The 21,638-nt window shown below is 41.5% G+C and carries 21 protein-coding genes; 8 read left to right on the plus strand and 13 right to left on the minus strand.

Features of this window, described 5'->3' with window-relative positions; all coding sequences use genetic code 11:
* Positions 1 to 296: 296 nt before the first annotated feature.
* The gene (gene nagE, locus BM126_RS17460; protein WP_090990715.1) at positions 297 to 2,189 is read left to right on the plus strand and encodes an N-acetylglucosamine-specific PTS transporter subunit IIBC; all 1,893 of its coding nucleotides are present in this window, start codon (positions 297 to 299) and stop codon (positions 2,187 to 2,189) included.
* Positions 2,190 to 2,420: 231 nt separating this feature from the next.
* Here nagE and BM126_RS17465 read toward each other — a convergent pair whose 3' ends face one another.
* Positions 2,421 to 2,606, minus strand: coding sequence for an SE1561 family protein (locus BM126_RS17465; RefSeq protein ID WP_071351615.1), 186 nt, complete (start codon positions 2,604 to 2,606; stop codon positions 2,421 to 2,423).
* A gap of 203 nt (positions 2,607 to 2,809) precedes the next feature.
* On the opposite strand from BM126_RS17465, the gene yfkAB reads away from it, so the two are divergent.
* Complete coding sequence (gene yfkAB, locus BM126_RS17470; protein ID WP_090990716.1) at positions 2,810 to 3,937, plus strand: radical SAM/CxCxxxxC motif protein YfkAB; 1,128 nt, start codon at positions 2,810 to 2,812, stop codon at positions 3,935 to 3,937.
* Positions 3,938 to 3,998: 61 nt separating this feature from the next.
* Here yfkAB and BM126_RS17475 read toward each other — a convergent pair whose 3' ends face one another.
* Both BM126_RS17475 and cax read right to left on the minus strand, forming a co-directional pair.
* Positions 3,999 to 4,814 (minus strand): YfkD famly protein, encoded by an 816-nt coding sequence (locus BM126_RS17475; protein ID WP_090990717.1) that lies wholly within the window; start codon positions 4,812 to 4,814, stop codon positions 3,999 to 4,001.
* A 524-nt stretch (positions 4,815 to 5,338) separates the two neighbouring features.
* The gene (gene cax / locus BM126_RS17480) at positions 5,339 to 6,403 is read right to left on the minus strand and encodes a calcium/proton exchanger (RefSeq protein ID WP_090990718.1); all 1,065 of its coding nucleotides are present in this window, start codon (positions 6,401 to 6,403) and stop codon (positions 5,339 to 5,341) included.
* 244 nt (positions 6,404 to 6,647) lie between these two features.
* On the opposite strand from cax, the gene BM126_RS17485 reads away from it, so the two are divergent.
* A complete protein-coding gene (locus tag BM126_RS17485; protein WP_090990719.1) occupies positions 6,648 to 7,835 on the plus strand; it encodes an MFS transporter in 1,188 nt (395 codons plus the stop codon).
* 319 nt (positions 7,836 to 8,154) lie between these two features.
* Positions 8,155 to 10,095, plus strand: coding sequence for a heavy metal translocating P-type ATPase (locus BM126_RS17490; RefSeq protein ID WP_090990720.1), 1,941 nt, complete (start codon positions 8,155 to 8,157; stop codon positions 10,093 to 10,095).
* A gap of 226 nt (positions 10,096 to 10,321) precedes the next feature.
* On the opposite strand, the gene BM126_RS17495 is transcribed toward BM126_RS17490, so the two are convergent.
* Together BM126_RS17495 and BM126_RS17500 are read right to left on the minus strand one after the other, a co-directional pair.
* Positions 10,322 to 11,140 (minus strand): YihY/virulence factor BrkB family protein, encoded by an 819-nt coding sequence (locus BM126_RS17495; RefSeq protein WP_090990881.1) that lies wholly within the window; start codon positions 11,138 to 11,140, stop codon positions 10,322 to 10,324.
* Between the two features lie 62 nt (positions 11,141 to 11,202).
* Positions 11,203 to 11,607: a hypothetical protein gene (locus tag BM126_RS17500; protein ID WP_090990721.1), complete on the minus strand. Its 405-nt coding sequence runs from the start codon at positions 11,605 to 11,607 to the stop codon at positions 11,203 to 11,205.
* 289 nt (positions 11,608 to 11,896) lie between these two features.
* On the opposite strand from BM126_RS17500, the gene BM126_RS17505 reads away from it, so the two are divergent.
* From BM126_RS17505 to BM126_RS17520, 4 genes are all read left to right on the plus strand, one after another.
* Positions 11,897 to 12,118 carry a DUF1128 domain-containing protein gene (locus BM126_RS17505; protein ID WP_090990882.1) on the plus strand — a complete coding sequence of 74 codons (222 nt, stop codon included), beginning with the start codon at positions 11,897 to 11,899 and terminating at the stop codon, positions 12,116 to 12,118.
* Between the two features lie 185 nt (positions 12,119 to 12,303).
* The gene (gene glp, locus BM126_RS17510) at positions 12,304 to 13,569 is read left to right on the plus strand and encodes a molybdopterin molybdotransferase MoeA (protein WP_090990722.1); all 1,266 of its coding nucleotides are present in this window, start codon (positions 12,304 to 12,306) and stop codon (positions 13,567 to 13,569) included.
* Positions 13,563 to 14,093, plus strand: a complete 531-nt coding sequence (gene mobB, locus BM126_RS17515) for a molybdopterin-guanine dinucleotide biosynthesis protein B (protein ID WP_177201477.1) — start codon at positions 13,563 to 13,565, stop codon at positions 14,091 to 14,093. Before glp ends, mobB begins: the two co-directional genes overlap by 7 nt.
* Before the next feature lie 149 nt (positions 14,094 to 14,242).
* Entirely contained in the window at positions 14,243 to 14,485 is a 243-nt protein-coding gene (locus BM126_RS17520) for a DUF2164 domain-containing protein (RefSeq protein ID WP_090990724.1), read from the plus strand.
* A gap of 106 nt (positions 14,486 to 14,591) precedes the next feature.
* Here the strand turns inward: BM126_RS17520 and map are convergent, their stop codons facing one another.
* From map to motA, 8 genes are all read right to left on the minus strand, one after another.
* Positions 14,592 to 15,341 carry a type I methionyl aminopeptidase gene (gene map / locus BM126_RS17525; protein WP_090990725.1) on the minus strand — a complete coding sequence of 250 codons (750 nt, stop codon included), beginning with the start codon at positions 15,339 to 15,341 and terminating at the stop codon, positions 14,592 to 14,594.
* A gap of 165 nt (positions 15,342 to 15,506) precedes the next feature.
* Entirely contained in the window at positions 15,507 to 16,022 is a 516-nt protein-coding gene (locus BM126_RS17530; protein ID WP_071351626.1) for a type 1 glutamine amidotransferase domain-containing protein, read from the minus strand.
* Between the two features lie 128 nt (positions 16,023 to 16,150).
* Positions 16,151 to 17,152 carry a class I SAM-dependent methyltransferase gene (locus tag BM126_RS17535; RefSeq protein WP_090990726.1) on the minus strand — a complete coding sequence of 334 codons (1,002 nt, stop codon included), beginning with the start codon at positions 17,150 to 17,152 and terminating at the stop codon, positions 16,151 to 16,153.
* Entirely contained in the window at positions 17,149 to 18,492 is a 1,344-nt protein-coding gene (locus BM126_RS17540) for an FAD-dependent monooxygenase (protein WP_090990727.1), read from the minus strand. The genes BM126_RS17535 and BM126_RS17540 overlap by 4 nt, the downstream gene beginning before the upstream one ends.
* Positions 18,493 to 18,812: 320 nt before the next feature.
* Positions 18,813 to 19,268, minus strand: a complete 456-nt coding sequence (locus BM126_RS17545) for an SMI1/KNR4 family protein (protein ID WP_177201478.1) — start codon at positions 19,266 to 19,268, stop codon at positions 18,813 to 18,815.
* A 265-nt stretch (positions 19,269 to 19,533) separates the two neighbouring features.
* Positions 19,534 to 19,836, minus strand: coding sequence for a late competence development ComFB family protein (locus BM126_RS17550; protein WP_256213168.1), 303 nt, complete (start codon positions 19,834 to 19,836; stop codon positions 19,534 to 19,536).
* A gap of 110 nt (positions 19,837 to 19,946) precedes the next feature.
* The gene (gene motB, locus BM126_RS17555; RefSeq protein ID WP_090990729.1) at positions 19,947 to 20,726 is read right to left on the minus strand and encodes a flagellar motor protein MotB; all 780 of its coding nucleotides are present in this window, start codon (positions 20,724 to 20,726) and stop codon (positions 19,947 to 19,949) included.
* Positions 20,719 to 21,510 (minus strand): flagellar motor stator protein MotA, encoded by a 792-nt coding sequence (motA, locus tag BM126_RS17560; protein ID WP_090990730.1) that lies wholly within the window; start codon positions 21,508 to 21,510, stop codon positions 20,719 to 20,721. Before motA ends, motB begins: the two co-directional genes overlap by 8 nt.
* Positions 21,511 to 21,638 lie beyond the last annotated feature (128 nt).

Here is a 21,638-nt window from a genome sequence, read left to right on the forward strand (position 1 = left end):
ATTTATAGTCGTCTATACCAATTTTATTTAATATTTAATTTATCGGCCCGCCGCATCTTGTCTGCTGATTCCCCTACAGATTCTCCCCTCTCTAATTCCACTGCAGTTTATAATTAGTGGTGATGTTTTACAAATTTTCATGAATAATATCCTTTTAAAATCAGTTAAAACCCAGTTTTCAATTACTTCATTAGCTGAAATTGGTATAGACATATACATAATTTGCATGATATGATGTTTCCGTTAATTAATCGCTTTCATTACTGTTAATACAATAAGAATAGGAGTGAGGACATATGTTAGGATTTTTGCAACGAATCGGAAAAGCACTAATGCTTCCTATTGCTGTATTGCCGGCTGCCGGACTTTTGCTGCGTTTTGGACAGCCTGATTTATTAAATATTCCCTTTATACTAAATGCAGGAAACGCCGTTTTTGCAAATTTGCCCTTAATTTTTGCAATTGGGGTGGCCATGGGATTCGCTAAGGACAGCAATGGCGCTGCAGCACTTTCAGGGGCCATTGGTTATTTAGTATTGACAGAAGGCGCGAAATCGTTGGACAAGGGCATCAATATGGGGGTTCTCGGCGGTATCATAGCGGGGATCATTGCTGGTCTTTTATATAATCGGTTTCATGATATTAAGCTGCCTGAATGGCTCGGCTTTTTTAGCGGAAGGCGTTTTGTTCCGATCATAACATCACTTGCGATGGTTATTTTAGCAGGAATCGCAGGATATGCCTGGCCGCCGGTACAGGATGCCATCAACGCAGTCGGAAATTGGCTGATTGATTTAGGAGCCGTCGGATCAGGTCTTTTTGGATTATTAAATCGTCTGCTGATTCCATTAGGCTTGCACCATGTTTTAAATAGCCTATTTTGGTTCCAGTTTGGTGAATATCAGGGTAAAGCCGGGGATATCGCCAGATTTTTTGCCGGCGATCCGACTGCCGGGTCTTACATGACTGGCTTCTTCCCGGTCATGATGTTCGGTCTTCCTGCTGCGGCGTTTGCCATAATTGCAGCAGCCAAGCCAGAAAAAAGAAAGCAAGTTTCAGGGATGTTCATAGGACTTGCCCTGACATCCTTCCTTACAGGAATAACAGAACCTATCGAGTTTTCATTTATGTTTATAGCACCCCTTCTATATGGAGTGCACGCTGTATTAACAGGGCTTTCTATGTGGATAACTTCCCTGCTCGGAATTAAAGATGGATTCACTTTTTCAGCGGGTGCCATTGATTATGTGCTGAACTTTAATATTGCACAAAAACCATTATTGATCCTGCTGGTCGGAGTAATTTATGCAATCGTTTATTTCCTTGTTTTTTATTTCTTAATCAAAGCCTTCAATCTTAAAACGCCCGGACGCGAAGATGACATTGAACTCGGGCAGGAGCAGGAGACCTCTGCACCTGTCACATTGAGCAGCGATAAGTTTGAAAGGATGGCCTATCATTTTATCAATGATATTGGAGGAAAAGAAAATATCTCAAATATTGATAACTGCGCAACACGCCTTCGCCTGAATGTGAAAGACATGGAAAAGGTAGATGATTCCTCCTTAAAAGCTCATGGAGCCAGAGGCGTTATGAAGTTAAATAAAAAAAATCTGCAAATAATCGTCGGTACAGAAGTGGAATTCGTTGCTGATGCCATGAAGAGATTGGATATGAGTGCTGTAAGCATGGACAGCAGCGACTGCCAGGATGTGCCGGTAACAGCCGGCATGCTCCCATTGAATAATGAGAATTTTGTAATGCCGATCGATGGGGAAATCATTCCGATAGAGGAAATTCCCGATCCGGTATTTTCACAAAAAATGATGGGTGATGGTTTTGGCATATTGCCTGTGAATGGTTCTGTAGTTTCTCCTGTGGACGGTGAAATTATCAACATCTTTCCGACCAGGCATGCAATTGGCATTCGATCCAAAGAGGGGTACGAGATCCTGATCCATGTTGGCCTCGATACAGTCAATCTTCAAGGCGAGGGATTCACTGTTCATGTTAATGAAGGAGAAGGAGTTGCAAAAGGCCAGGAAATCCTGACATTCAATCTTGATTTTATAAAAAATAATGCACCTTCTACTATTACACCTGTTATCTTTACGAACCTGACAAAGCTTCATGTAAAGAAGCAAGGAAAAGCTGAACAAGGAGAAAGGGGCATTATTTCCATTCAGTAATAGCAAACAGGACTTCCCGTCTAAGACGGGGAGTCCTGTTTTTCTGTTAAGGCACTGATTGAAATGGAAGATATTCGTTAAAGAAGAGACGACGCTGGGATTGTCTGGGGCGGAAATCAGTCACATTGTTTCATAACAGCCAAGTTGACGAAAACAGCCAAAAAGAAAAACCTTGCGGCACTTCACAAGGGTTTCGCATGTTCTGAGCATGGATATCATAAAATGAAGAGCCTACTCTTCACGTGTTTTGAATTGTTCAATTTTTGTTTCAAGCTCATCAATGATAACAATCAATCGGTCGATGTCATCCAGCTCCGTGCTTTCAGGGTCAATGTTTTCCAGTACCTCCATAAACATATTCAGGCGCTCCTTCAGGTACTTTAACTGTCCGTCTTTGCTTTGTATTGGTTTTCCCATATTGCAGTCTCCTTCTGTCTATAGTTTCTCTGTATCCTGCTAATCGTGTTTCCCCCATCGATGGAAGTTTCACTTTATCCTACCTAAATCAGGCAAAAAGTGCAATCCATATTAGAAAGCTTTAAGGTTTAACTTTAATTCATTGACATTCCTCTCCGCCTTTACCATAATAATTGAGTGCTAAAAAGTAAGGAGATAAAAAAATGAAACTTTCAGAAAGAAACCTTTTAAACCCTATCACACCTGAACATGACCCATGGGAAGCATATATGGATATTGAAGAGTATGGCAAGCTGGCTCTGACAAATGTGGAATTCACTACAACCACACTTTGCAATATGCGCTGTGAACATTGTGCTGTCGGTTATACACTGCAGCCTAAAGATCCAGTGGCCCTTCCTCTTGAACTCCTTTTATCACGTCTTGAAGAAATTCCGGCGTTAAGGTCCTTAAGCATTACGGGCGGCGAGCCTATGTTATCACTGAAAAGTGTAAAGAATTATGTGCTGCCCCTGCTTAAATATGCGCGAAGCAGAGGGGTCCGGACCCAGATTAATTCAAATCTGACTCTTGATCTTGATCGTTATTTGGAAATTGCCCCCTACCTCGATGTTCTTCATATTTCACACAACTGGGGTACGCTGGATGACTTTATTGATGGCGGCTTCGCCATGATGGATCGAAAGCCGACTCGCGAGCAAAGAGCTAAGCTTTTTTATAGAATGATTGAAAATTCACGTTCCCTGGCTCAGGCAGGAGTTCTTGTTTCAGCAGAAACCATGCTGAACAAGCGAACCTTGCCGCACCTTGAGCACATACATAAACAAATCACCGAAGAAATGGGATGTCAGCGACATGAGGTTCATCCTATGTATCCTAGCGATTTTGCATCAGCTCTTGAAACCCTGCCTTTGGAAAAGACCAGGGAAGCCATTCATCATTTACTCGATATCAGAAATGAAGATGTGTGGATGCTCTTTGGAACTTTGCCGTTTTATCCGTGCAGCAGCAAACCTGAAGATCTCGAACTGCTTAAGAGGCTATATAGTTCGAAAAAAGTGACTGTGCGAAATGATCCGGATGGACGCTCACGCCTTAACGTAAATATATTTACAGGAGAAGTCATTGTAACAGATTTCGGAGACGCTCCTTCACTTGGCAATATAACAACAAGCCCTCTGTCCCAGTCTTATGAAACATGGATGAACTCGAAGCTTGCCGCTCAGCTTAATTGCCACTGTTCTTCAGTAAGATGCCTTGGCCCTAACGTACTTGTAAAAAATGCTTACTATGCAAATACTGATTTTCGCAGTATGAAGACAAATATCTAAAAACAAACCGTGCTCTTTAATCAAATAATCGCCCGTCCCCTCGCGGGGCGGGCGATTTAGTTTATTTTGGCTGTACAGCCGCTGTGAAGCTAAAGGACAAATGATCATGTACAGGAATCCAGGCGCCAATTCCCTGAGAGGTAATATTTTTTACCATTAACTGCTTTTTGCTTCCTTTCAGCACAAGGTACACTTCACCATACGTAATTTTTCCTTTTTCGTTCACGGCCGATGCGTAGGCATTCAAATAACCAAGCCTGCTTGGCGGAATATTATACACCTGATCTTTTTTCGTTCCGGCACCAATGATGGTTTCAAAGGATAGCGGCAAACCTGTTTTCTCGATGGCCTTCAAAAGCATCATCTTTTGCACATCTTCCGCGGAAGGAATCTTAGCTGTAAGCCCTCCGCGTACTGTTTTTTGGGTTTCTTGAACGTAGTGAATTTTGTAAATATCGGTATTTCCGCGATTATCAAAGTAATTGGTATTTATTTTTTGATAATCCCAATTAGGTGAGGTTTCCGCGGACTGATAATTCAGCGCCCAATGCCCCAAATAAATGGTCGCCCGGTAGCCAAATGCAAGCGGTGCCTTGGCAATTGCTGATTCATTCAGCATGTGAATCAGCTCAGGGTTTTCAATTTTAACTTTTGCTGCCGACGTCAATTGCTTGGCCAGTGAACTTGGCTGCAAATAAGGAAGATCCTGAGCCGGGTTTGGATAGGTATTTTCCTTGGCAATGTTCAGCACAGACTGCGGCACCTTAGTTTGCTGCAGCACTGTATAGTCTTCAGCATGTTTGCTTTCTGCAGAAATGGCTGCAGGTCCCAACGAGATAAGTAAGCTAAGTAATAGTACATTTATTATTCTTTTCATGGTGTGTGCGCTCCTTTTGAAGAAGGTTATCATATTGTTACTTATCGTTCTCGTTGCAATGGCATTCTATGCACAGATGCTGGAGGTCAAAAATATTTTCATTGTAACAAAATTGTAAAGTTCTGAATATTTACAATTTTTAATTTATGTTGTATACTAAAACTATCTTAACAGCAAGGAGGCGAAATCGTTCAAACACACCTTAGTTAAAGGGAGGAATGTTTATCGCAAGAACACGATAACAGGCTAACAGGAATAAAAACGAATTCGCTGATCTTTTTATACCATAAGCAAAAGGATGTGAGCATTCTAGAATTATTGAATCGCTTTTCCGGCAAAAAAGAATGATGATAATTTTGGATGACTGTATGTACTTAACGTTAGATAATGGAACATAAAAATGACTCTGCAATGTATTAGGCAGAGTCATTTTTTTATTGCTGGGAAATTCCGCTTGCACCTCTCTACCCGCGTGCGGATTGAGTGTTATAGGCGGATATAAGCAGGCAAGTATAGCAGCGCCTTCATAACAGATAAAAGCCAATGCCCATGATGATATATGCGGCAATAAGGGTAAGCCCCTCAAACCAGTTTGTTTCCCCGTCATTGGATATCATGATCAATAGAAAAACAGCGGTGATCATCGCAATCAGTTCAGGCATCGAAAATACCAATGGCATGGTATCCGGGAAAAGCAGTGATACAAGCACTAGGACCGGCGCTACGAACATTGCCACCTGCAGGGTAGAGCCGACAGCAATTTCAACCGTTACGTCCATTTTATTCTTCAGAGCCATTAGTACGGCCGAAGTATGTTCCGCTGCATTACCCACGATTGCCACAATAATGACCCCGATAAATAATTCCGTCCACCCGAATGCCTCACCAACTGTATGAAAGGTATGTACAAGGTTTTCTGAAACATAAGCTACTGCAACGGTTGAGGCAGCCAGTACAGCCATTGCCGTCTTTTTGCTCCACTCCGGTTCTTCTTCCTCTTCGGCTGCATTTCCCTCTTCTTTGTTCGGCAAGTATACACCGCGATGCGTGACAAGTTTAAAGAATAGTGCAGCCAAATACAGAAGAATTAAAATGATCGAGATTCCGATGCTTAATGTCATCGTTTCTGTTTGCTTCATCCTCATGGAAAACACTTCAGGAATCACAAATGCCACAACTACGGCAAAAATCAGCAATCCCGCATTATGCCTGGCATCAAAAATATTGAATTTCTGCCTTTTGAATTTTGTTCCTCCAAGAAAGAAAGACAAACCTGCGACAAGGAGCAAATTCCCAAGAACGGAACCCGTTAAAGAAGCAAGAACTACTCCAATAAGCCCCGCTTTTAAAGAAAAAATGGAAATGATCAGCTCAACTGCATTTCCAAAGGTGGCATTTAACAGCCCGCCTATTCTCGGCCCCATTACAATGGCAAGACTTTCTGTTGCCCTCCCCATAAAACTGGCCAGAGAGATGATTGTCAAGCAGTAGATAATAAACATAATTACACTCGGCCAATCCAGCAGAGAGCCCGCAACTGAAAGCGGAAGACCTGCTGCAAGCAAAATCATAAAGAATTTATTCCCCATCTTATATCCTCACTTCTTTAATGCTGTTTTTTTTATTTTTTGTACCTTTTTCCCTTATATGTATCGTAATTGGCTTAATTCTTCACATGCCCCTGTCTTCACCCTCCTCTTTTTTATTCTCAATCTCTCAAAGTGAAAGTTTCATCTCATTGAAGCGGATAAATTTCTATACCCTAATATCTCTTGCCTAATCACCTATTATCCATGTAACATCATTAGTGTAAATTATATTAGGAGAAATGCTATGAACCAGAAATTATTAATTGCCGTTTTGGTAAGTATCGTTGGAATTTCAGGATTTTCACAGGGTATGCTGCTTCCGATTATTGCAGTCATATTTGAACATGATGGGGTCAGCTCTTCCATGAACGGACTTAATGCAACTGCCTTATATGCAGGAATTTTACTGGTTTCTCCTTTAATGGAGAATCCCCTCCGCAGATTCGGTTATAAACCCCTGATTCTCGCCGGCGGGCTGACAGTCATCATTTCTCTGGCACTCTTTCCGGTCTGGAAGTCTTTTTGGTTTTGGTTCTTTTTAAGGGTATGCATTGGCATTGGTGACCATATGCTGCATTTTGCCACACAAACATGGATCACTGGAGTTTCGCCTGAGAATAAGCGCGGCAGGAATATATCCATTTACGGATTATTTTTCAGCATTGGTTTTACAGTCGGCCCGCTTATGACAAAGCTTCTGGAAATTAATGAAGCATTGCCATTCATCATCTCATCCGCTCTTAGCCTCTTAACTTGGTTTACTGTCTTTTTACTGAAAAATGAGCGTCCGGATCATGATCATGAAATTGAAACTGCTTCCTTTCTAAGTACGATGAAACGATTTTCAAAGGTCAGCAGATATGCCTGGGTCGCATTTTTGCCTCCTTTTGGATATGGTTTTCTTGAAGCGTCGCTTAATGGGAATTTCCCTGTTTACGCACTTAGGGAAGGAATTGATCTCAGCAAGGTTTCCATTATTGTTCCCGCATTTGCTGCAGGCAGCCTGATTTCCCAGCTTCCGCTTGGAATGATGAGCGACCGCTATGGAAGGAGAAAAATCTTACTTTTCGTTCTTCTTGCCGGCTTCTTCATTTTTACAGCAGCCGGGTTTCTGAGCGCCTCCCCCCTTGGGCTTTTTTTATGCTTCTTGCTGTCAGGCATGATGGTAGGATCAACCTTTTCTCTCGGCATCAGTTATATGGCAGACTTGCTGCCCAAGAATTTGCTGCCTACAGGAAATCTTTTATGCGGAATTTTCTTCAGCTTCGGAAGCATTTCCGGTCCATTTATCGGAGGAATCGTCATACAATTTTTCAAAGGAAGCTTTTTCTTTGTGATTAGTTTTATGCTTCTTATGATTTTTTTCGCCGTTATATCTTTCAAAAAAAACTCCGGGGCGCATAATCATTCCGAGTCAACAATAACTCAATAATTAAATTGCTGAATTCCCTGCTATCTGCGGTCAAATACCTTTAATTTCTAACATGAAATATGATATTATAAAAGCAGGAAAAAGAATATTATCCATTCATTTATGTTTTATGCTGTCATCGCTCTTCGATGGCAGCTTTCGTCATTTTATAGGGGCATTGATGCTGAGTATCTTTCTCAATTAAATAAAAATATCGGTATAGAAACATCTTCGCACATTCCTATTCTATAGGCGCCCGAGCATACCGCTAAAAGGAAAACGGTGTAAATATCAATCATGACTTTATGATAAAATGTTTGACAATATTTGGAGGGATACTATGTCTGCAGAAACAAATGTATTAAAGCAAGATAAGCCTATTGTTAAAAACAGCTCGCTATTGGAAAAAGCAAGACCTCATATTGAACTCATTTGCGCTTTATTCAGCGGTATACTGATTTTGGCCGGCTGGCTGCTTGCCAAGACTGATTTAAACACCGCCTCAATTGTCACATACCTTTTTGCTTTTATAATCGGCGGGTATGCTAAAGCAAAGGAAGGCATTCAGGAAACCATTGAAAATAGGGAATTAAATGTAGAAATGCTGATGATTCTTGCAGCCATAGGTTCCAGCATCATCGGCTATTGGACAGAAGGCGCTATTTTAATCTTCATATTTGCAGTAAGCGGTGCGCTTGAAACTTATACGATGAATAAAAGCCACAAGGAAATATCCTCCTTAATGAATCTTCAGCCTGAAGAAGCACTTCGGATTACATTAAGCGGAATTGAAGAAAGAGTTCCTGTGGCAAAACTTAATGTGGGCGACCGCATTATCGTGAAGCCTGGGGAGAGAGTTCCCTCCGATGCAGTCATTACAGAAGGGCAGACAAATATTGATGAAGCTGCCATTACAGGTGAATCCATTCCTTTAATGAAAACTATTAATGATGAAATATTTGCCGGGACTGTAAACCTGCGCGGCACGATTACTGCTGAAATTACCAAACCAAGCAGTGAAACGCTTTTCCAAAAGATTATTTTACTCGTCCAAACTGCTCAAAGCGAAAAATCGCCCTCTCAGCTGTTTATAGAGAAGTTTGAAGGAACTTATGTGAAGGTTGTGCTGCTCGCAGTATTCGCTATGATGTTTTTACCCCATTTCCTTTTACATTGGAGCTGGAATGAAACACTGTACCGTGCCATGATCCTGCTAGTGGTTGCATCTCCATGCGCCCTGGTCGCTTCCATTATGCCCGCTACCCTTTCAGCTATTTCAAATGGAGCGCGGCACGGTATTTTATTTAAGGGCGGCATTCATCTTGAAAACTTAGGCAACCTGAAGGCAATTGCCCTGGATAAAACAGGAACGCTTACAAAAGGTAAGCCTGTGGTGACCGATGTAATAATCAGAGAAGATCTTAATGAGGAAGACTTTTTATATTCTGTTGCATCCATTGAAAATTACTCCAATCATCCATTGGCATCTGCCATCGTTAAATACGCCAAAGAAGCGGTCACGAAACAATTGGCAAAACCGCACGCCATGGAGGATATCTCAGGGAACGGTGTGCAGGGTTATATGGATGGTTCACTTTGGAAAATCGGAAGGGCAGACTTTGTCGGAAAAAAAGATGCGGAAGCCTTTCACGATTCTATTTCCCTTACTCTTGCACAGCAGGGAAAAACAATTGTTTTTGCAAAGGATGAGCTTGGCATCGCCGGCATTGTCACCCTGAAGGATATTGTCCGGGACGAAACAGCCGCTGCCATGGAAGAATTAAAAAAAGAAAATATCTACACGGTCATGCTTACAGGGGACGGCGAAAAAACAGCAAAAGCGATCGCTGATGAAAGCCATATTATTGAGTATGTATCAGAATGCCTGCCGGAAACAAAAGTAGATGAAATTAAAAAGCTTATGGCACGGTTTGGAACAGTGGCCATGGTTGGAGATGGCATCAATGACGCCCCGGCATTAGCTACAGCTTCTGTCGGCATCGCAATGGGAGAAGGCACCGATGTAGCCCTTGAAACGGCAGATGTGGTACTGATGAAGAACGACCTGCCCCGCTTAGCAGAAGCGGTGAGGCTTTCCAAGAAAATGAATAAAATCATCAAACAAAATGTTATTTTTTCAATCAGTGTAATCATGCTGCTCATTTTATCCAATTTCCTTCAGTTTCTGGATCTCCCCTATGGAGTCATCGGGCATGAAGGCAGTACGATTCTTGTTATTTTGAACAGCCTCCGATTATTGAAATTAGGAAAAATAAAGTAAAACTGCTGCATAAAAAGAACCAGTGAAAAATTCACTGGTTCTTTTATCAGTTAGTGATATCCGTTTCTGCCATTCGCAGAACCGGAAGTTTTATGTTTAGGGCTTTTTTTGCCTTTTTGTTTTGTACTGCCATCTTTTTTAGCCATAAAAGAGCCTCCTTTGATGTTTCCATCAGCTTTAGTATTTGATAAAACGTGTGTGAAAAAATCAAGGAACAGCTGGAATACTACTCACAATTTGGTTTCTTCCGGACGCTCTCCATGGCGTTGATTTCACCGCCAATGATTAAAATCAGCCCAGTCAGATAGAACCAGGTCATCAGCACAATGATTCCGCCAAGTCCTCCGTAAGTTGTTGTGTAATGCCCAAGTCTTCTGACATAAAAAGAAAAAGCGAGCGAGACAATGCTCCAGCCTGCAGTGGCAAAAATAGCCCCAGGAAGAACGCTGACACATTTAAGCCTCTTGTTTGGAGCAATCAGGTATAGTATCAGGAAAACAAGAAATAAAACGGCCGAGCTGATGAGCCATCTTAATGAATTCCAAAATGCAAAAAACTGCCCTGAAAATCCAAGCTTGGAAAATAAAAAATATCCTAGCTCCCTTCCGAATACAGGAAGCAAAAGAGCAACCACAAATACAATGACCATGGCAATTGTCAATAGTATTGACATTGCCCTTGCTGTAATAAAAGGCCTGGTCTCTTTCACATCATACGCCCGGTTAAATGCCTGTACAATGGCACTGATGCCATTAGATGCCGACCAAATTGTTGCTATAATGCCAAATGACAGGAGTTTGCCATTTCCCTTCATGACCTGCCTAAGATTATCCTCTATCAAAGACATGGATTGTGAAGGCGCATAGCCCCGAATCAAATTCAGGATATCATCCTGGGATATTGGCAAATATGGCAGCAGAGCCATTAAAAAAAGCAGCAGCGGAAACAGAGAAAGCAAAAAGAAATATGCCAGCTGTGCTGCCAATCCTGATACATCATCCCCCATTAACCGCCTTATCAATTCCTTATAGTAAGGAATTTTCATCCATTCTTTCCTGCTTGCCATATAGTGTCCTTTTCCCTCACCTTCTGCATCCTGCAAGCAGTCTACATACTGCGTGATGCATTCTCACTGCCTCCGTAAGAAGATGGTGTATGCTCATTTTGATCGGCTGCAAATGCTTCCTTCGTTTCCTTCACAACATGCGCAACCTGAGGCGGAATAGCCTTCATTTCTTCTACACGTTCAGAAATGAAAGCTGCGTCATCCGCTATTTTCTCAATGGCAGCACGCATATTCCCTGTTGCTTCTTTTATCTGGTTCAAAGTTTGAGTGGGATTTTTCAAAAATCCCTTCATGCTACTCATGCATTGCCTGCTTCCCTGAAGTACAGATTGCCTTGTACTTTGATTCAATAAACTAACGGCCGCTCCTGCCATGGCTCCATAAAACATCCCCTGAAAAAACCAGCTTTTCCCTGTACCTTGGTAATTCCCAGCGTAATTTTCCATCTTCCATCCTCCTCTTATGATGCATGCTGCCTTTGAACAGCATCCTTTTCTCTTCAAATATTCTTTCATATAGTCAACTCATTTTTATTCATAAGCAAACAAGCTAGGCCTGTTAAAAATGGCCTATGGTATTAGTGTTTCCTTAAAAACAGAAAATAGCATGTGCAGGCCGCCAATTTTTCGCCACAGGCTTGACTGTATTCATGCCAGCTGAGAGTTTTCATTGACTTATCAGGACAATCATGAAAAAATTAGAATACTTGTAAGAGTGCATGAAAGGGTGAAATCCATGGATTTATCAAAAAACACAGCCGGCAATGTAGAATTTATGATTGAAGCTATCAAAGAAAAGCTGAAGGTCATGAATATCGGTGCCATCAAGCCGTCCCATTTTAACGGTGATATGTATGAAGAACTGCATGAAATTTACGCAATGGTTATGAAAAAAAGCACCTTCAGCCCAAATGAAATGGAAGCCATTGCTGAAGAACTTGGAAAATTGCGGAATTAATAATTTTTCTAAAACACTCTAATTAAAGAGTGTTTTTTTTGGTAAGATGCGTTTTTCTATAGCCTGATTCGTTTTGGGTACTTCAAGTGCGTGAACGTGTCATGGGAGTAATGATTTTGATATAGTGTATATAATAACCTGCATAATCAGGACATATCATTCACAAAAACAGGAGCTGAAAAAGTTTGGCAGAACGAAGGAAACCAATCAGTATAGCCGAGGCAGTCAAGTTAGTCATGGAAAAAAAAATAGCGGGTGAAAAGGAATATGTTTCACTGGCCGATTCAGAAGGAAGATTTTTAGCAGAGGATATTACAGCGACCCATGATGTTCCGCATTTTAACCGTTCTCCATATGACGGGTTTGCTTTGCGTTCGGAAGACACCTCTTCCGGCTCCCTGGATTACCCTCTTACGTTTGAAGTGATTGAAGAGCTGGGAGCAGGCATGGTTCCAAGCATGCCTGTAAGAGCAAACCAGGCTGTACGTATTATGACAGGCACACAAATGCCTGAACAATGCGATGCAGTGATCATGCTGGAGCTTACCTCAGAATCCGAATTAGACGGTAAAAAATTCATTACATTTAAGCGTTCCATTAAAAAGGGCGAAAATGTTTCTTTTAAAGGGGAAGATGCAAGAGTCGGGGATATGCTCGTCAAAAAAGGAACAAAGATTAATCCAGGCATCAAAGCTGTTCTTGCAACCTTTGGCTATGACTCTGTTCCTGTCGCAAAAAAACCGGTCATCGGGCTATTTGCGACAGGATCCGAATTGCTTGACGTTAACGAGGCTCTTGAGCCAGGGAAAATCAGGAACAGCAATTCACATATGATTTCCTCGCAAATAACAAGGGCCGGCGGTGAATTTATATACTTCGGAAAACTGGCCGATGAGCTGGATGTAAGCTATCAGGCAATCAAAGAGGCCCTTAGCAAGGTGGATCTCCTTATTACTACCGGCGGAGTCTCAGTTGGCGATTATGACCTGCTTCCTGATATATATCAGATGCTTGGTGCACAGGTGCTTTTCAATAAAGTAGGAATGCGTCCGGGAAGCGTTACAACAGTAGCTTCTTTTGAAAATAAAATCCTGTTTGGCTTGTCCGGAAACCCTTCCGCCTGCTATGTGGGTTTTGAATTATTTGCAAGGCCGATTATCCGTACCATGCTGTTTTGCGAAAAACCTCATTTGCGAAAAGAGCAGGCCCTGCTTGGAAGCGACTTTACAAAAGCAAATCCTTTTACACGCCTTGTACGTACCCGCTATTACTTTGAAAATGGAAGGCTCATTGCCGCTCCAAGCGGAAAGGACAAGTCCAGTATAGTCATGAGTCTTGCAGGAGCCAATTCTCTGGCCGTTCTGCCGGGCGGAACCCGAGGTTTCACTAAAGGAGATGAAGTGGAGATTCTTCTGCTTGAGGATCAGGAAGGAAGCAGCTGGCCTTGGTAAAACCAGTGATTTTCCAATTTGCCGGATTCCAGAACTCCGGCAAAACCACTATCATTTCAGCATTGATTAAAGAACTGCGTGCCAATCAGTTCGAAGCCGCTGTTTTAAAGCATCATGGACATGGCGGGAAACCCGATTTCCCTTTGCAGAAGGACTCTCATAAGCATTTTCATTCGGGTGCCATCGCTTCACTGGTTGAAGGTGAAGGAACTATTGAGCTTCTTGCAAATATCAATAAAGACAATAGATTGAGCAAATTAATTGAAGTCCTCAGCTTATTCCATCCTCACATCATCATCGTTGAAGGATATAAAAATGAGGAATTTCCAAAAGCAGTTTTGATACGGGATAAAGAAGACCTGCGCCTGCTTAAAGAATTACGTTCAATAGAAGCCATTCTGGCGTGGCCGCAGATGCTTCATGCGGCAGAAGAGTTTTCAGGCGGCACCATACCTGTGTTCCCGATAAGCGGTTCTCTTTTTACTGAGTGGTTTCTTGACAGCTATTTAAACACCTCTTTTTAAAACTATATGATTATAAACTTCCGTGCTGATTTTCCGCTCACGCTAGCCATGTTGCTCGCCTGCAAAGCTATTTCACACCAATCAGCATAGTAAAACAATCATTATTGTACGATAAACAAAGCCCGATTAATGAAAGTGGAGGGAATCATATGTTTATTCAATTTCCTTTGGAAAAAAAGAAAGCCATGATCCGCAGCATCCAGGAATACGTTTATCAGGAACAAGGAGAGGAAATCGGAGAATTCGCTGCAGAAAATCATCTGCAATTCATACTCCGCGAGATAGCTCCTTTTATTTATAACGAAGGAATAAAGGATGCAAAGCGCATTATTGAAGACCGGATGAATAGCTTGGAAGAAGAAATCTTTTCCCTAGAAAGGCCAGTAAAGTAAGCAGGCACTCTTTATACATTTAAAACAAAAGCCGGCATTCAGTGAATGCCGGCTTTTTAAGGAGTACTTTATGCTGGTCAAGACTGAACTGGCAGCCTTCCCTTTTTTAGTCCTGATCAGTTAAGATCAAGGGGCCATTCTTTGTAATGGCAATTGTATGCTCGTATTGGGCAGAATTTTTATTATCTGCAGTTGAAGCAGTCCATCCATTGGCATGTCTGACGGCTTTATAGGTACCAGCATTTATCATGGGCTCAATGGTGAACACCATTCCTTCTTTCAGCCGGGCTCCTTTATTAGGAAGTCCGTAGTGCGGCACCTCGGGGCTTTCATGTATGGAAGCTCCGATTCCGTGGCCAATAAAATCACGGACCACAGAAAAGCCTTCTCCTTCTGCATAGGTTTGGATGGCATGGCCGATATCGCCGATTCTGTTGCCGGCTATGGACTGTTCTATCCCTTTATAAAGTGCTTCCTTGGTCACATGCAAAAGCCTTTCTGTTTCTTTGGTGACTTTACCTACACTGTAAGTCCAGGCTGAATCTGATAAAGCCCCATTATAATTGACAACCATATCAATAGTGACGATATCCCCGCTTTTTAGAGCCGATTTCCTTGGGAAGCCGTGGCATATTTCTTCGTTTATGCTCGCGCATGTTGCATATTCATAGCCTTTATAGCCTTTTTGTTCTGGCTTGGCACCATGTTTTTTTAAATAATCCTCAACAAACTCTTCAATTTCCCAAGTAGTTGCTCCCGGCACAATTAGTTTGGACAATGCTTTATGACAGGATGCCAATAACTTGCCTGACTCATGCATAGCCTGGATTTCCCGTTCAGATTTTAATACAATCAATCGTGACACTTCCTTTTTCTTTAGAGCTATTTATATTCTATATCAAAAAAACGCGGATATGAATTAATTAGGCAATTTAACCTGATAATTCCTCCTTCCGGCCGGCACTCCCGGTTGGATCCACGACAAAAAATCCCGGCAGGCTGCCGGGATTTTACATATGACTTATTTAAGTAAATTCAGAGATTCACGGACAAAAGCAGGGATATCGTCAGGCGTACGGCTTGTAACAAGCTGGTTGCCGCAGACTACCACTTCTTCGTCCTTGAAGTTTACGCCGGCATTTTCCATATCTACCTTGATGGATTTATACCCTGTAGCAGTTCTGCCGTCAAGAGTTTTAGCTGTAATCAGCAATTGTGGTCCATGGCAGATGGCGAATACAGGCTTTTTATCATCCATGAAGGATTTGGCAAATGTTACGAATCTATCATCCCCGCGCAGCGCATCAGGAGAACTTCCGCCTGGGATAAATAGTGCATCGAAATCTGAAGGATTTACTGAATCGATGCTTTCATCAATCGTAATTTTTGCTTCCCCGTTCTTGCCTGTTACTGTTTTTCCCTTTTCCATTTCGATGGTGACAACAGTATGTCCAGCTTCCTTAAAAGCTTTGGCTGGTTCTGTATATTCTGAATCCTCAACCATATCTGTCACAACGCAAGCAATCTTTTTACTCATATTCATCCATCTCCTCATCTAATTGAATTAATTGAATTAATGAACTCACTGTAATAGTTCCCTTTATGCCATTTCATAAACCCTTCAGTACTCTCAGAATAAATGTTTAAATATTCCGAAAAATGATATTACTTTTCACCTTTCTTATTCTCCAGTGTAACCAGATACCATCCCCCTTCTCTAATGATAGGTTTGAAAGTCGCTATTCTCAAACCTGCACACTCGGCCATTTTCTTCATATCTCTCACAGATGGAACAGGATACAAATTTTCAAAAGCAGAAAAAAAGCTGTTGAACGCACTGGAGAATTGAGCTCCTTTTTCATCCTTTCCAATTGGAGTCATGATGGCAATCTGTCCTTTTTCTGTTACCCACCTTGACACCTTCTTCAGGACCCCTGCACGTTCAGCTGGATCAATATAATGAAGCAGATTATTCATCATGATGAAATCCACATGGCCAGCTGGTTCAAATTCCTTAAAATCAGCCTGTTCAATTTGTATATTGGCCAGGTTTTCACATCTCTTTTGTGCTGAAGCAGCAACCTCCTGGTTCAATTCAATGCCGGTCATCTTAATATCGGAAAAATATTTTGCCAGTCTTGATAAATAGCCTGCATGCCCGCAGCCGATATCAAGGACAGAGTGATAATGGTTCTTTTTGATTAATTTAAGGAATTTAGGAAAAGCAAGCTGCTCAAGCAGGGAAGAAGTTTGCGCAACAGTTTGTCCATGTGTTTTATGGTCAAAGATATTTTTTTCGTTGCTTTTGATTAGATTCGGGTAAGTCAGCAGGATTGGGATATGCAGCTCCATCATTTCTTTCAAAATAATGCCTGTCGAGCGCGGGTTGTCTTTTCTGTCCGGGATCATGAACCTTTTGGCGGTTTTAATCGCTCCATCCCGGCCTTCCTTCAGATTTTTCACAGCTATCCCAACATCCACCCACTGCTGAAAAAGCTCTTTTTGATAGGAGTTTTCCATGGCAATTTTGTTCACTGACACAGGAAAACGGAATTTGTGGAAAAGATCCAGTTCATATCCGACATACACATGCCAGCTATACAGAAATGGTTCATTTTTTTTCATCCAATTCCTTGCTTTCAGCAGCCTCATATATTCTTTAATCATAGCGAACCTCCCTCACGAATCCTTTCCTTCCAGGGATAATCATCATGGACATTGAAAAAGGAGGCATTTTTCCGGATGTCATCCATTTCCTTTTTCCGCAGCGGTGCTCCCCCGAGCTGAATGATTCTGTCATAAAGATTTTCATTCCAGATACCAAGGCCTGAAATATTCAGCATTTGTTTATAATGAAGAAAGCCATCCTTTTCCATCCTCTTCAGGGTCTTTCTTCTTAACCAAAAGACTGTTCTAAGGGGGTAGGAATAGGCAAGAGCCGATAGATGGCTAAGCTCAAGAATTTTCTTTACTCTCTTTTGGCGGACATAAGGATACCACTTCAGGTTTTCATTATCTAAATTATTGGCGGCATACATATCGCATAATAGTTCGCCAAGTGTGTCTGCATCCTGCATGGCCATGTTCATTCCTTCACCTGCCATCGGATGCACAGTATGTGCCGCATCGCCTATCAGCGCAAAGTTGTTTTTTATATACGCTGGAACATGATAGGATACCGGAATCATTAACTGAACTTTCTTCCAGTCCTTTAGATGCTGCACATATCCATCAAGCTCAGGGCAAAGGCCGGTATATGCCCCGTGAAGAGCTTCAATTCCCTTCTCCTTCAAAGCCTTGAATGAACCTGCAGGAATCAGGAAAACGGTTCTGACCTGGTTATCCGGCAAAGGAAAAAGCCCCAGGAATTCTTTGCGTGTGGATATGATTTTCCCGTTCACCATCGTTTCCGGCCTCGGAAATGTGACAGTGAGAAAGTGGTGGTTATAGCCATTCTGCTCAATTTTCATATCCATTTCATCCCGTGTTACCGACTTTCTGCCTTCTGCGCCTATATAAAAATCTGCATCGATCAGCAGCTCTTTTTTATCTTCCTGCAAAATCACCCTCGCTTTTTCGTCTAAATAGCCTTTACAGGATGCAGGTGAGAAATATTCAAAACGAGGAGAAGATAACGCTTTCTTTTTTAATATTTCCTTAAGCTTTTCGTGATGAATCATCACAGAATAGTTATATGGCTCAGGAATCACCCGATAATCCATCATTGATTCACTGACCTTCTCATAGCTTCCATCACGATCCTTTTTTAGTTCTTTAAGCTCTATGACAGGAAGCTTCTGGCCGGAGTCAAGAACCTCCTGCAGCACACCGATCCCATCTAGGATCTGCAGAGTCTTAGGCTGCAGCAATTCTCCTTTATATAAATGATCTGCCCTCTCAAGACGTTCTGTTATGGCCACATCAATCTTGCACGAGGCAAGCTTGATGGCAAGCGTCAGACCGCCAACACCGCCGCCGATAATTAAAACATTTTTCTTCAGATTCATTGCCTTACCTCCCTGCCCGGAAAGTCTTATTATTCCTTAAAATGAAAGTTATGGTATCTATATCCACATATTAAGTTAATAAAACTTTGTTATGTGCTATGATGTTTCAGCTGAAGCCGATGCAGATATTAAGAGTTGTAAAACATTAGCTGAATAAAGCATGAGTTCAACAAGGATAGATATTACATAATCACCACACGTCTCTAAGGGATAAAAAAATGACCCCTGTACAATACAGAGATCACCTTCTTAAGGCTGTTTGACCTTTTTTTAGTTTTCCTTTAGAAAGGATACTAATTAAAGGGGCCTTTTTAATGAACTTAAGCCGGATAAAATAACTTTTCTATCATTTCTTTAAAAGAATTCGCTATTACTTCCATACGTTCCTCTTCGACTTCAATGTATGTGATTACTGGATTATCAGAGCTTTTTCTATAATCCAGAACAATCCAGCTGTGACCATCTCCACTTAACGCTATTAAATTCTCTTCAGTAATACCCCAATCTTTTAATGTCTCTGTACTCTCATATATCCCATGATTTTCTTTAACACCATTTAAGTATTCAATAAAAACAAAATCACGAACTGAATCAGTAGTAAAATTCACAGGCAAAGCAGGGAACTTTAAATATCCACCGTTCTGTAAGCTAAGTAATTCCTTATATTCGTCTGGGAATTTCACTCCAAAAAATTTTTCAGCTTTATCTAAATCATTTCCGTCTAGTTTTTTCAGTCTATAAAAGTCGACTTCTAAATCCTCCCAAATATTCCTCATATTAATCATCCTTTTTATTTAATATTAGTAAACGTTTTTACCGCTTAATTGTGTCTCCGCTATAAAATACAATGGGAAAATAAACTTACTGGCGTGAGCAAAACAAGAGTTTTGCTAAATCTATAAGTCTCAATTCGTGTTCAAAGCGGAAGGTGAATGACACCTTCAATTCGGCTACCCCACCGGAAATAAGCAGGTAAGGTTTAACCAAATCAGAAAAGCCCCTGATGCTTCAAGGGCTTCTTTTTTTCCATATATTAAAATGCTACGTCACGTTTAGTTTTTTTTCTTCAGCATGCTGCGGATACTTTCCAACCACATGAATGGCTTTAATAATCCGCTTATTAATCCATTTCCGGTTATCCAAAGTATTCAGCTGCTCCATTACTCTTTTTCTTCCTTCTTCTGTTGTAACATAGTGATTGGGAAGGTTATTTAAACTTAAAGCAATGATGTCTGTTTTGCATTTCGAACATTTGCAAAAGGTCTGGTACTCTGTTCCTGTCATCAAAAATTGCACCAGAGCCACAACGATTTCTTCCATTACATTAATATATTCCCTTTCCATGATGAGTCCTCTCTGCTTCTGCAAGCTCTTTTTGCTTTACAAAATGGATTGGCAGTCCCGAGTTTATTTTTTTCCTTTATTAAAGAGCAGCTAACCATCACACTGAGAAGTTACTTATTGCCTGCAGCACTTGTCCGGGGCATAATCAGTATTTCTACACGGCGGTTTTTTGCACGCCCTTCCTTCGTCTCATTGGAAGCAACTGGCTTAAATTCCCCGTATCCCTTGGCACTGAACATGGCAGGATCCAGCTTGTTATTATTTAATAGAAGCTTCATAAAGTTCACTGCCCTCATGACACTTAGATCCCAGTTGGAATTGAATTGATACGTTTGAATCGGAACATTGTCCGTATGGCCGCTGATGACGATATTCCTTGGAGGATTCATCTCAAGCAGATCTGATATTTCTCTGGATATTTTTTCATCCTGGTTACGCACCTCTGCGCTGCCTGAGTCAAATAATACATTATCGCGGATTGTGACAAGCAGGCCTTCATCAGTTAATGAGGCTCTTAATTTGCTGCTCAGTTTATTTTTTTGAATATATTCATTGAGCTTCTGCTGGATTTGTGAAAGCTCTTTTTGATCCTGTTTTCCAAGGCCGCCGTTTTCAGCAGCTTGCTTCATGCCATTTGATGGAGAGTTTTTCTCAGAGACTGATGCAACTTCTTCCGCTACTGGACTGGAGTAATCCATGACACCAGATCCACTGGTAAAAATTTCATTAAAGACATTTGACAGCTGATGAAACTTGGTGGCATCTACTGAACTTGAAGCAAATAAAACGATAAATAAAGCAAGCAGCAGTGTTAAGATATCTGCATAAGGCACGAGCCAGGACTCATCCATATGTTCATCATGATGCTTCTTTTTCCGTTTCTTAGGCATCCTGCTTCACTTCGCCTTCCAGCCATTTTTTTCGGTCTTCGGCAGGCAGATATGAGGTAAGCTTCTGCTCAATGGTCCTTGGTGCTTCTCCTTCAATGATAGATAGAATTCCTTCAATCATCATTTCCTTCAGCTGAACCTCCTGCTTGGACTTCCTTTTAAGCTTATTGGCAAATGGATGCCATAATACGTAGCCTGTATAAATTCCTAGCATGGTAGCAACGAATGCTGCTGAAATGGCATGACCGAGTTCATCTGTATTATCCATATGGCTTAAAGCCGCAATCAGCCCGAGTACCGCGCCAAGTACGCCCAAAGTCGGTGCATATGTGCCCGCCTGGCTGAAAATGGCTGCACCTGAAAGATGTCTTTCTTCCATCGCATCAATTTCTTCTGATAAGATATCCCGGATATAATCAGCACTTTGTCCTTCAACAGCAAGGTTTAGACCATTTTTCAAAAACTGGTTCTCTACCTGCTCGGCAATTCCTTCAAGCGCAAGCAGCCCTTCTTTTCTGGCCACGACTGCCCATTCAGAAAAAGTGCGGATTAATTCTTCAGGTTTAGTCAGTTTTTGCTCTGTAAAAAGAATTTTGAAAAGCTTTGGAAGCCTTTTTAATTCAGATAAAGGAAATGCGGTGGCAACAGCTGCAATGGTCCCTGCAATGATGATTAAAAAAGCTGCCGGATTGACCAGCGCTGATAAACTAACACCCTTCAGCACCATCCCGACACCAATTGCAATGATCCCCAGCAAAAGCCCTATGATTGACGATATATCCATATTACTCACCCATTCATTTTTAATCTTCTCAACTCTTATTGTTATATCGGTAATGACAGAGAAATTATGAGTGATTTTATCATATTTACGAGAATTAACATGAATTCTGTCCAACAAATATGTCCCGG

This window comes from Bacillus sp. OV322 (assembly GCF_900112495.1).
Taxonomy (GTDB): domain Bacteria; phylum Bacillota; class Bacilli; order Bacillales; family DSM-1321; genus Peribacillus.

Excerpts from the sequence above, each read along its gene's own strand:
- BM126_RS17535 (WP_090990726.1), bottom strand. The coding sequence starts at position 17,152 with ATGATTAAAGAATATATGAGGCTGCTGAAAGCAAGGAATTGGATGAAA.
- nagE (WP_090990715.1), top strand. The coding sequence starts at position 297 with ATGTTAGGATTTTTGCAACGAATCGGAAAAGCACTAATGCTTCCTATT.
- BM126_RS17520 (WP_090990724.1), top strand. The coding sequence starts at position 14,243 with ATGTTTATTCAATTTCCTTTGGAAAAAAAGAAAGCCATGATCCGCAGC.
- BM126_RS17485 (WP_090990719.1), top strand. The coding sequence starts at position 6,648 with ATGAACCAGAAATTATTAATTGCCGTTTTGGTAAGTATCGTTGGAATT.
- cax (WP_090990718.1), bottom strand. The coding sequence starts at position 6,403 with ATGGGGAATAAATTCTTTATGATTTTGCTTGCAGCAGGTCTTCCGCTT.
- BM126_RS17505 (WP_090990882.1), top strand. The coding sequence starts at position 11,897 with ATGGATTTATCAAAAAACACAGCCGGCAATGTAGAATTTATGATTGAA.
- BM126_RS17500 (WP_090990721.1), bottom strand. The coding sequence starts at position 11,607 with ATGGAAAATTACGCTGGGAATTACCAAGGTACAGGGAAAAGCTGGTTT.
- yfkAB (WP_090990716.1), top strand. The coding sequence starts at position 2,810 with ATGAAACTTTCAGAAAGAAACCTTTTAAACCCTATCACACCTGAACAT.
- BM126_RS17490 (WP_090990720.1), top strand. The coding sequence starts at position 8,155 with ATGTCTGCAGAAACAAATGTATTAAAGCAAGATAAGCCTATTGTTAAA.
- BM126_RS17495 (WP_090990881.1), bottom strand. The coding sequence starts at position 11,140 with ATGAAAATTCCTTACTATAAGGAATTGATAAGGCGGTTAATGGGGGAT.
- BM126_RS17550 (WP_256213168.1), bottom strand. The coding sequence starts at position 19,836 with ATGGAAAGGGAATATATTAATGTAATGGAAGAAATCGTTGTGGCTCTG.
- BM126_RS17465 (WP_071351615.1), bottom strand. The coding sequence starts at position 2,606 with ATGGGAAAACCAATACAAAGCAAAGACGGACAGTTAAAGTACCTGAAG.
- motA (WP_090990730.1), bottom strand. The coding sequence starts at position 21,510 with ATGGATATATCGTCAATCATAGGGCTTTTGCTGGGGATCATTGCAATT.
- BM126_RS17540 (WP_090990727.1), bottom strand. The coding sequence starts at position 18,492 with ATGAATCTGAAGAAAAATGTTTTAATTATCGGCGGCGGTGTTGGCGGT.
- motB (WP_090990729.1), bottom strand. The coding sequence starts at position 20,726 with ATGCCTAAGAAACGGAAAAAGAAGCATCATGATGAACATATGGATGAG.
- BM126_RS17530 (WP_071351626.1), bottom strand. The coding sequence starts at position 16,022 with ATGAGTAAAAAGATTGCTTGCGTTGTGACAGATATGGTTGAGGATTCA.
- BM126_RS17475 (WP_090990717.1), bottom strand. The coding sequence starts at position 4,814 with ATGAAAAGAATAATAAATGTACTATTACTTAGCTTACTTATCTCGTTG.
- BM126_RS17545 (WP_177201478.1), bottom strand. The coding sequence starts at position 19,268 with ATGAGGAATATTTGGGAGGATTTAGAAGTCGACTTTTATAGACTGAAA.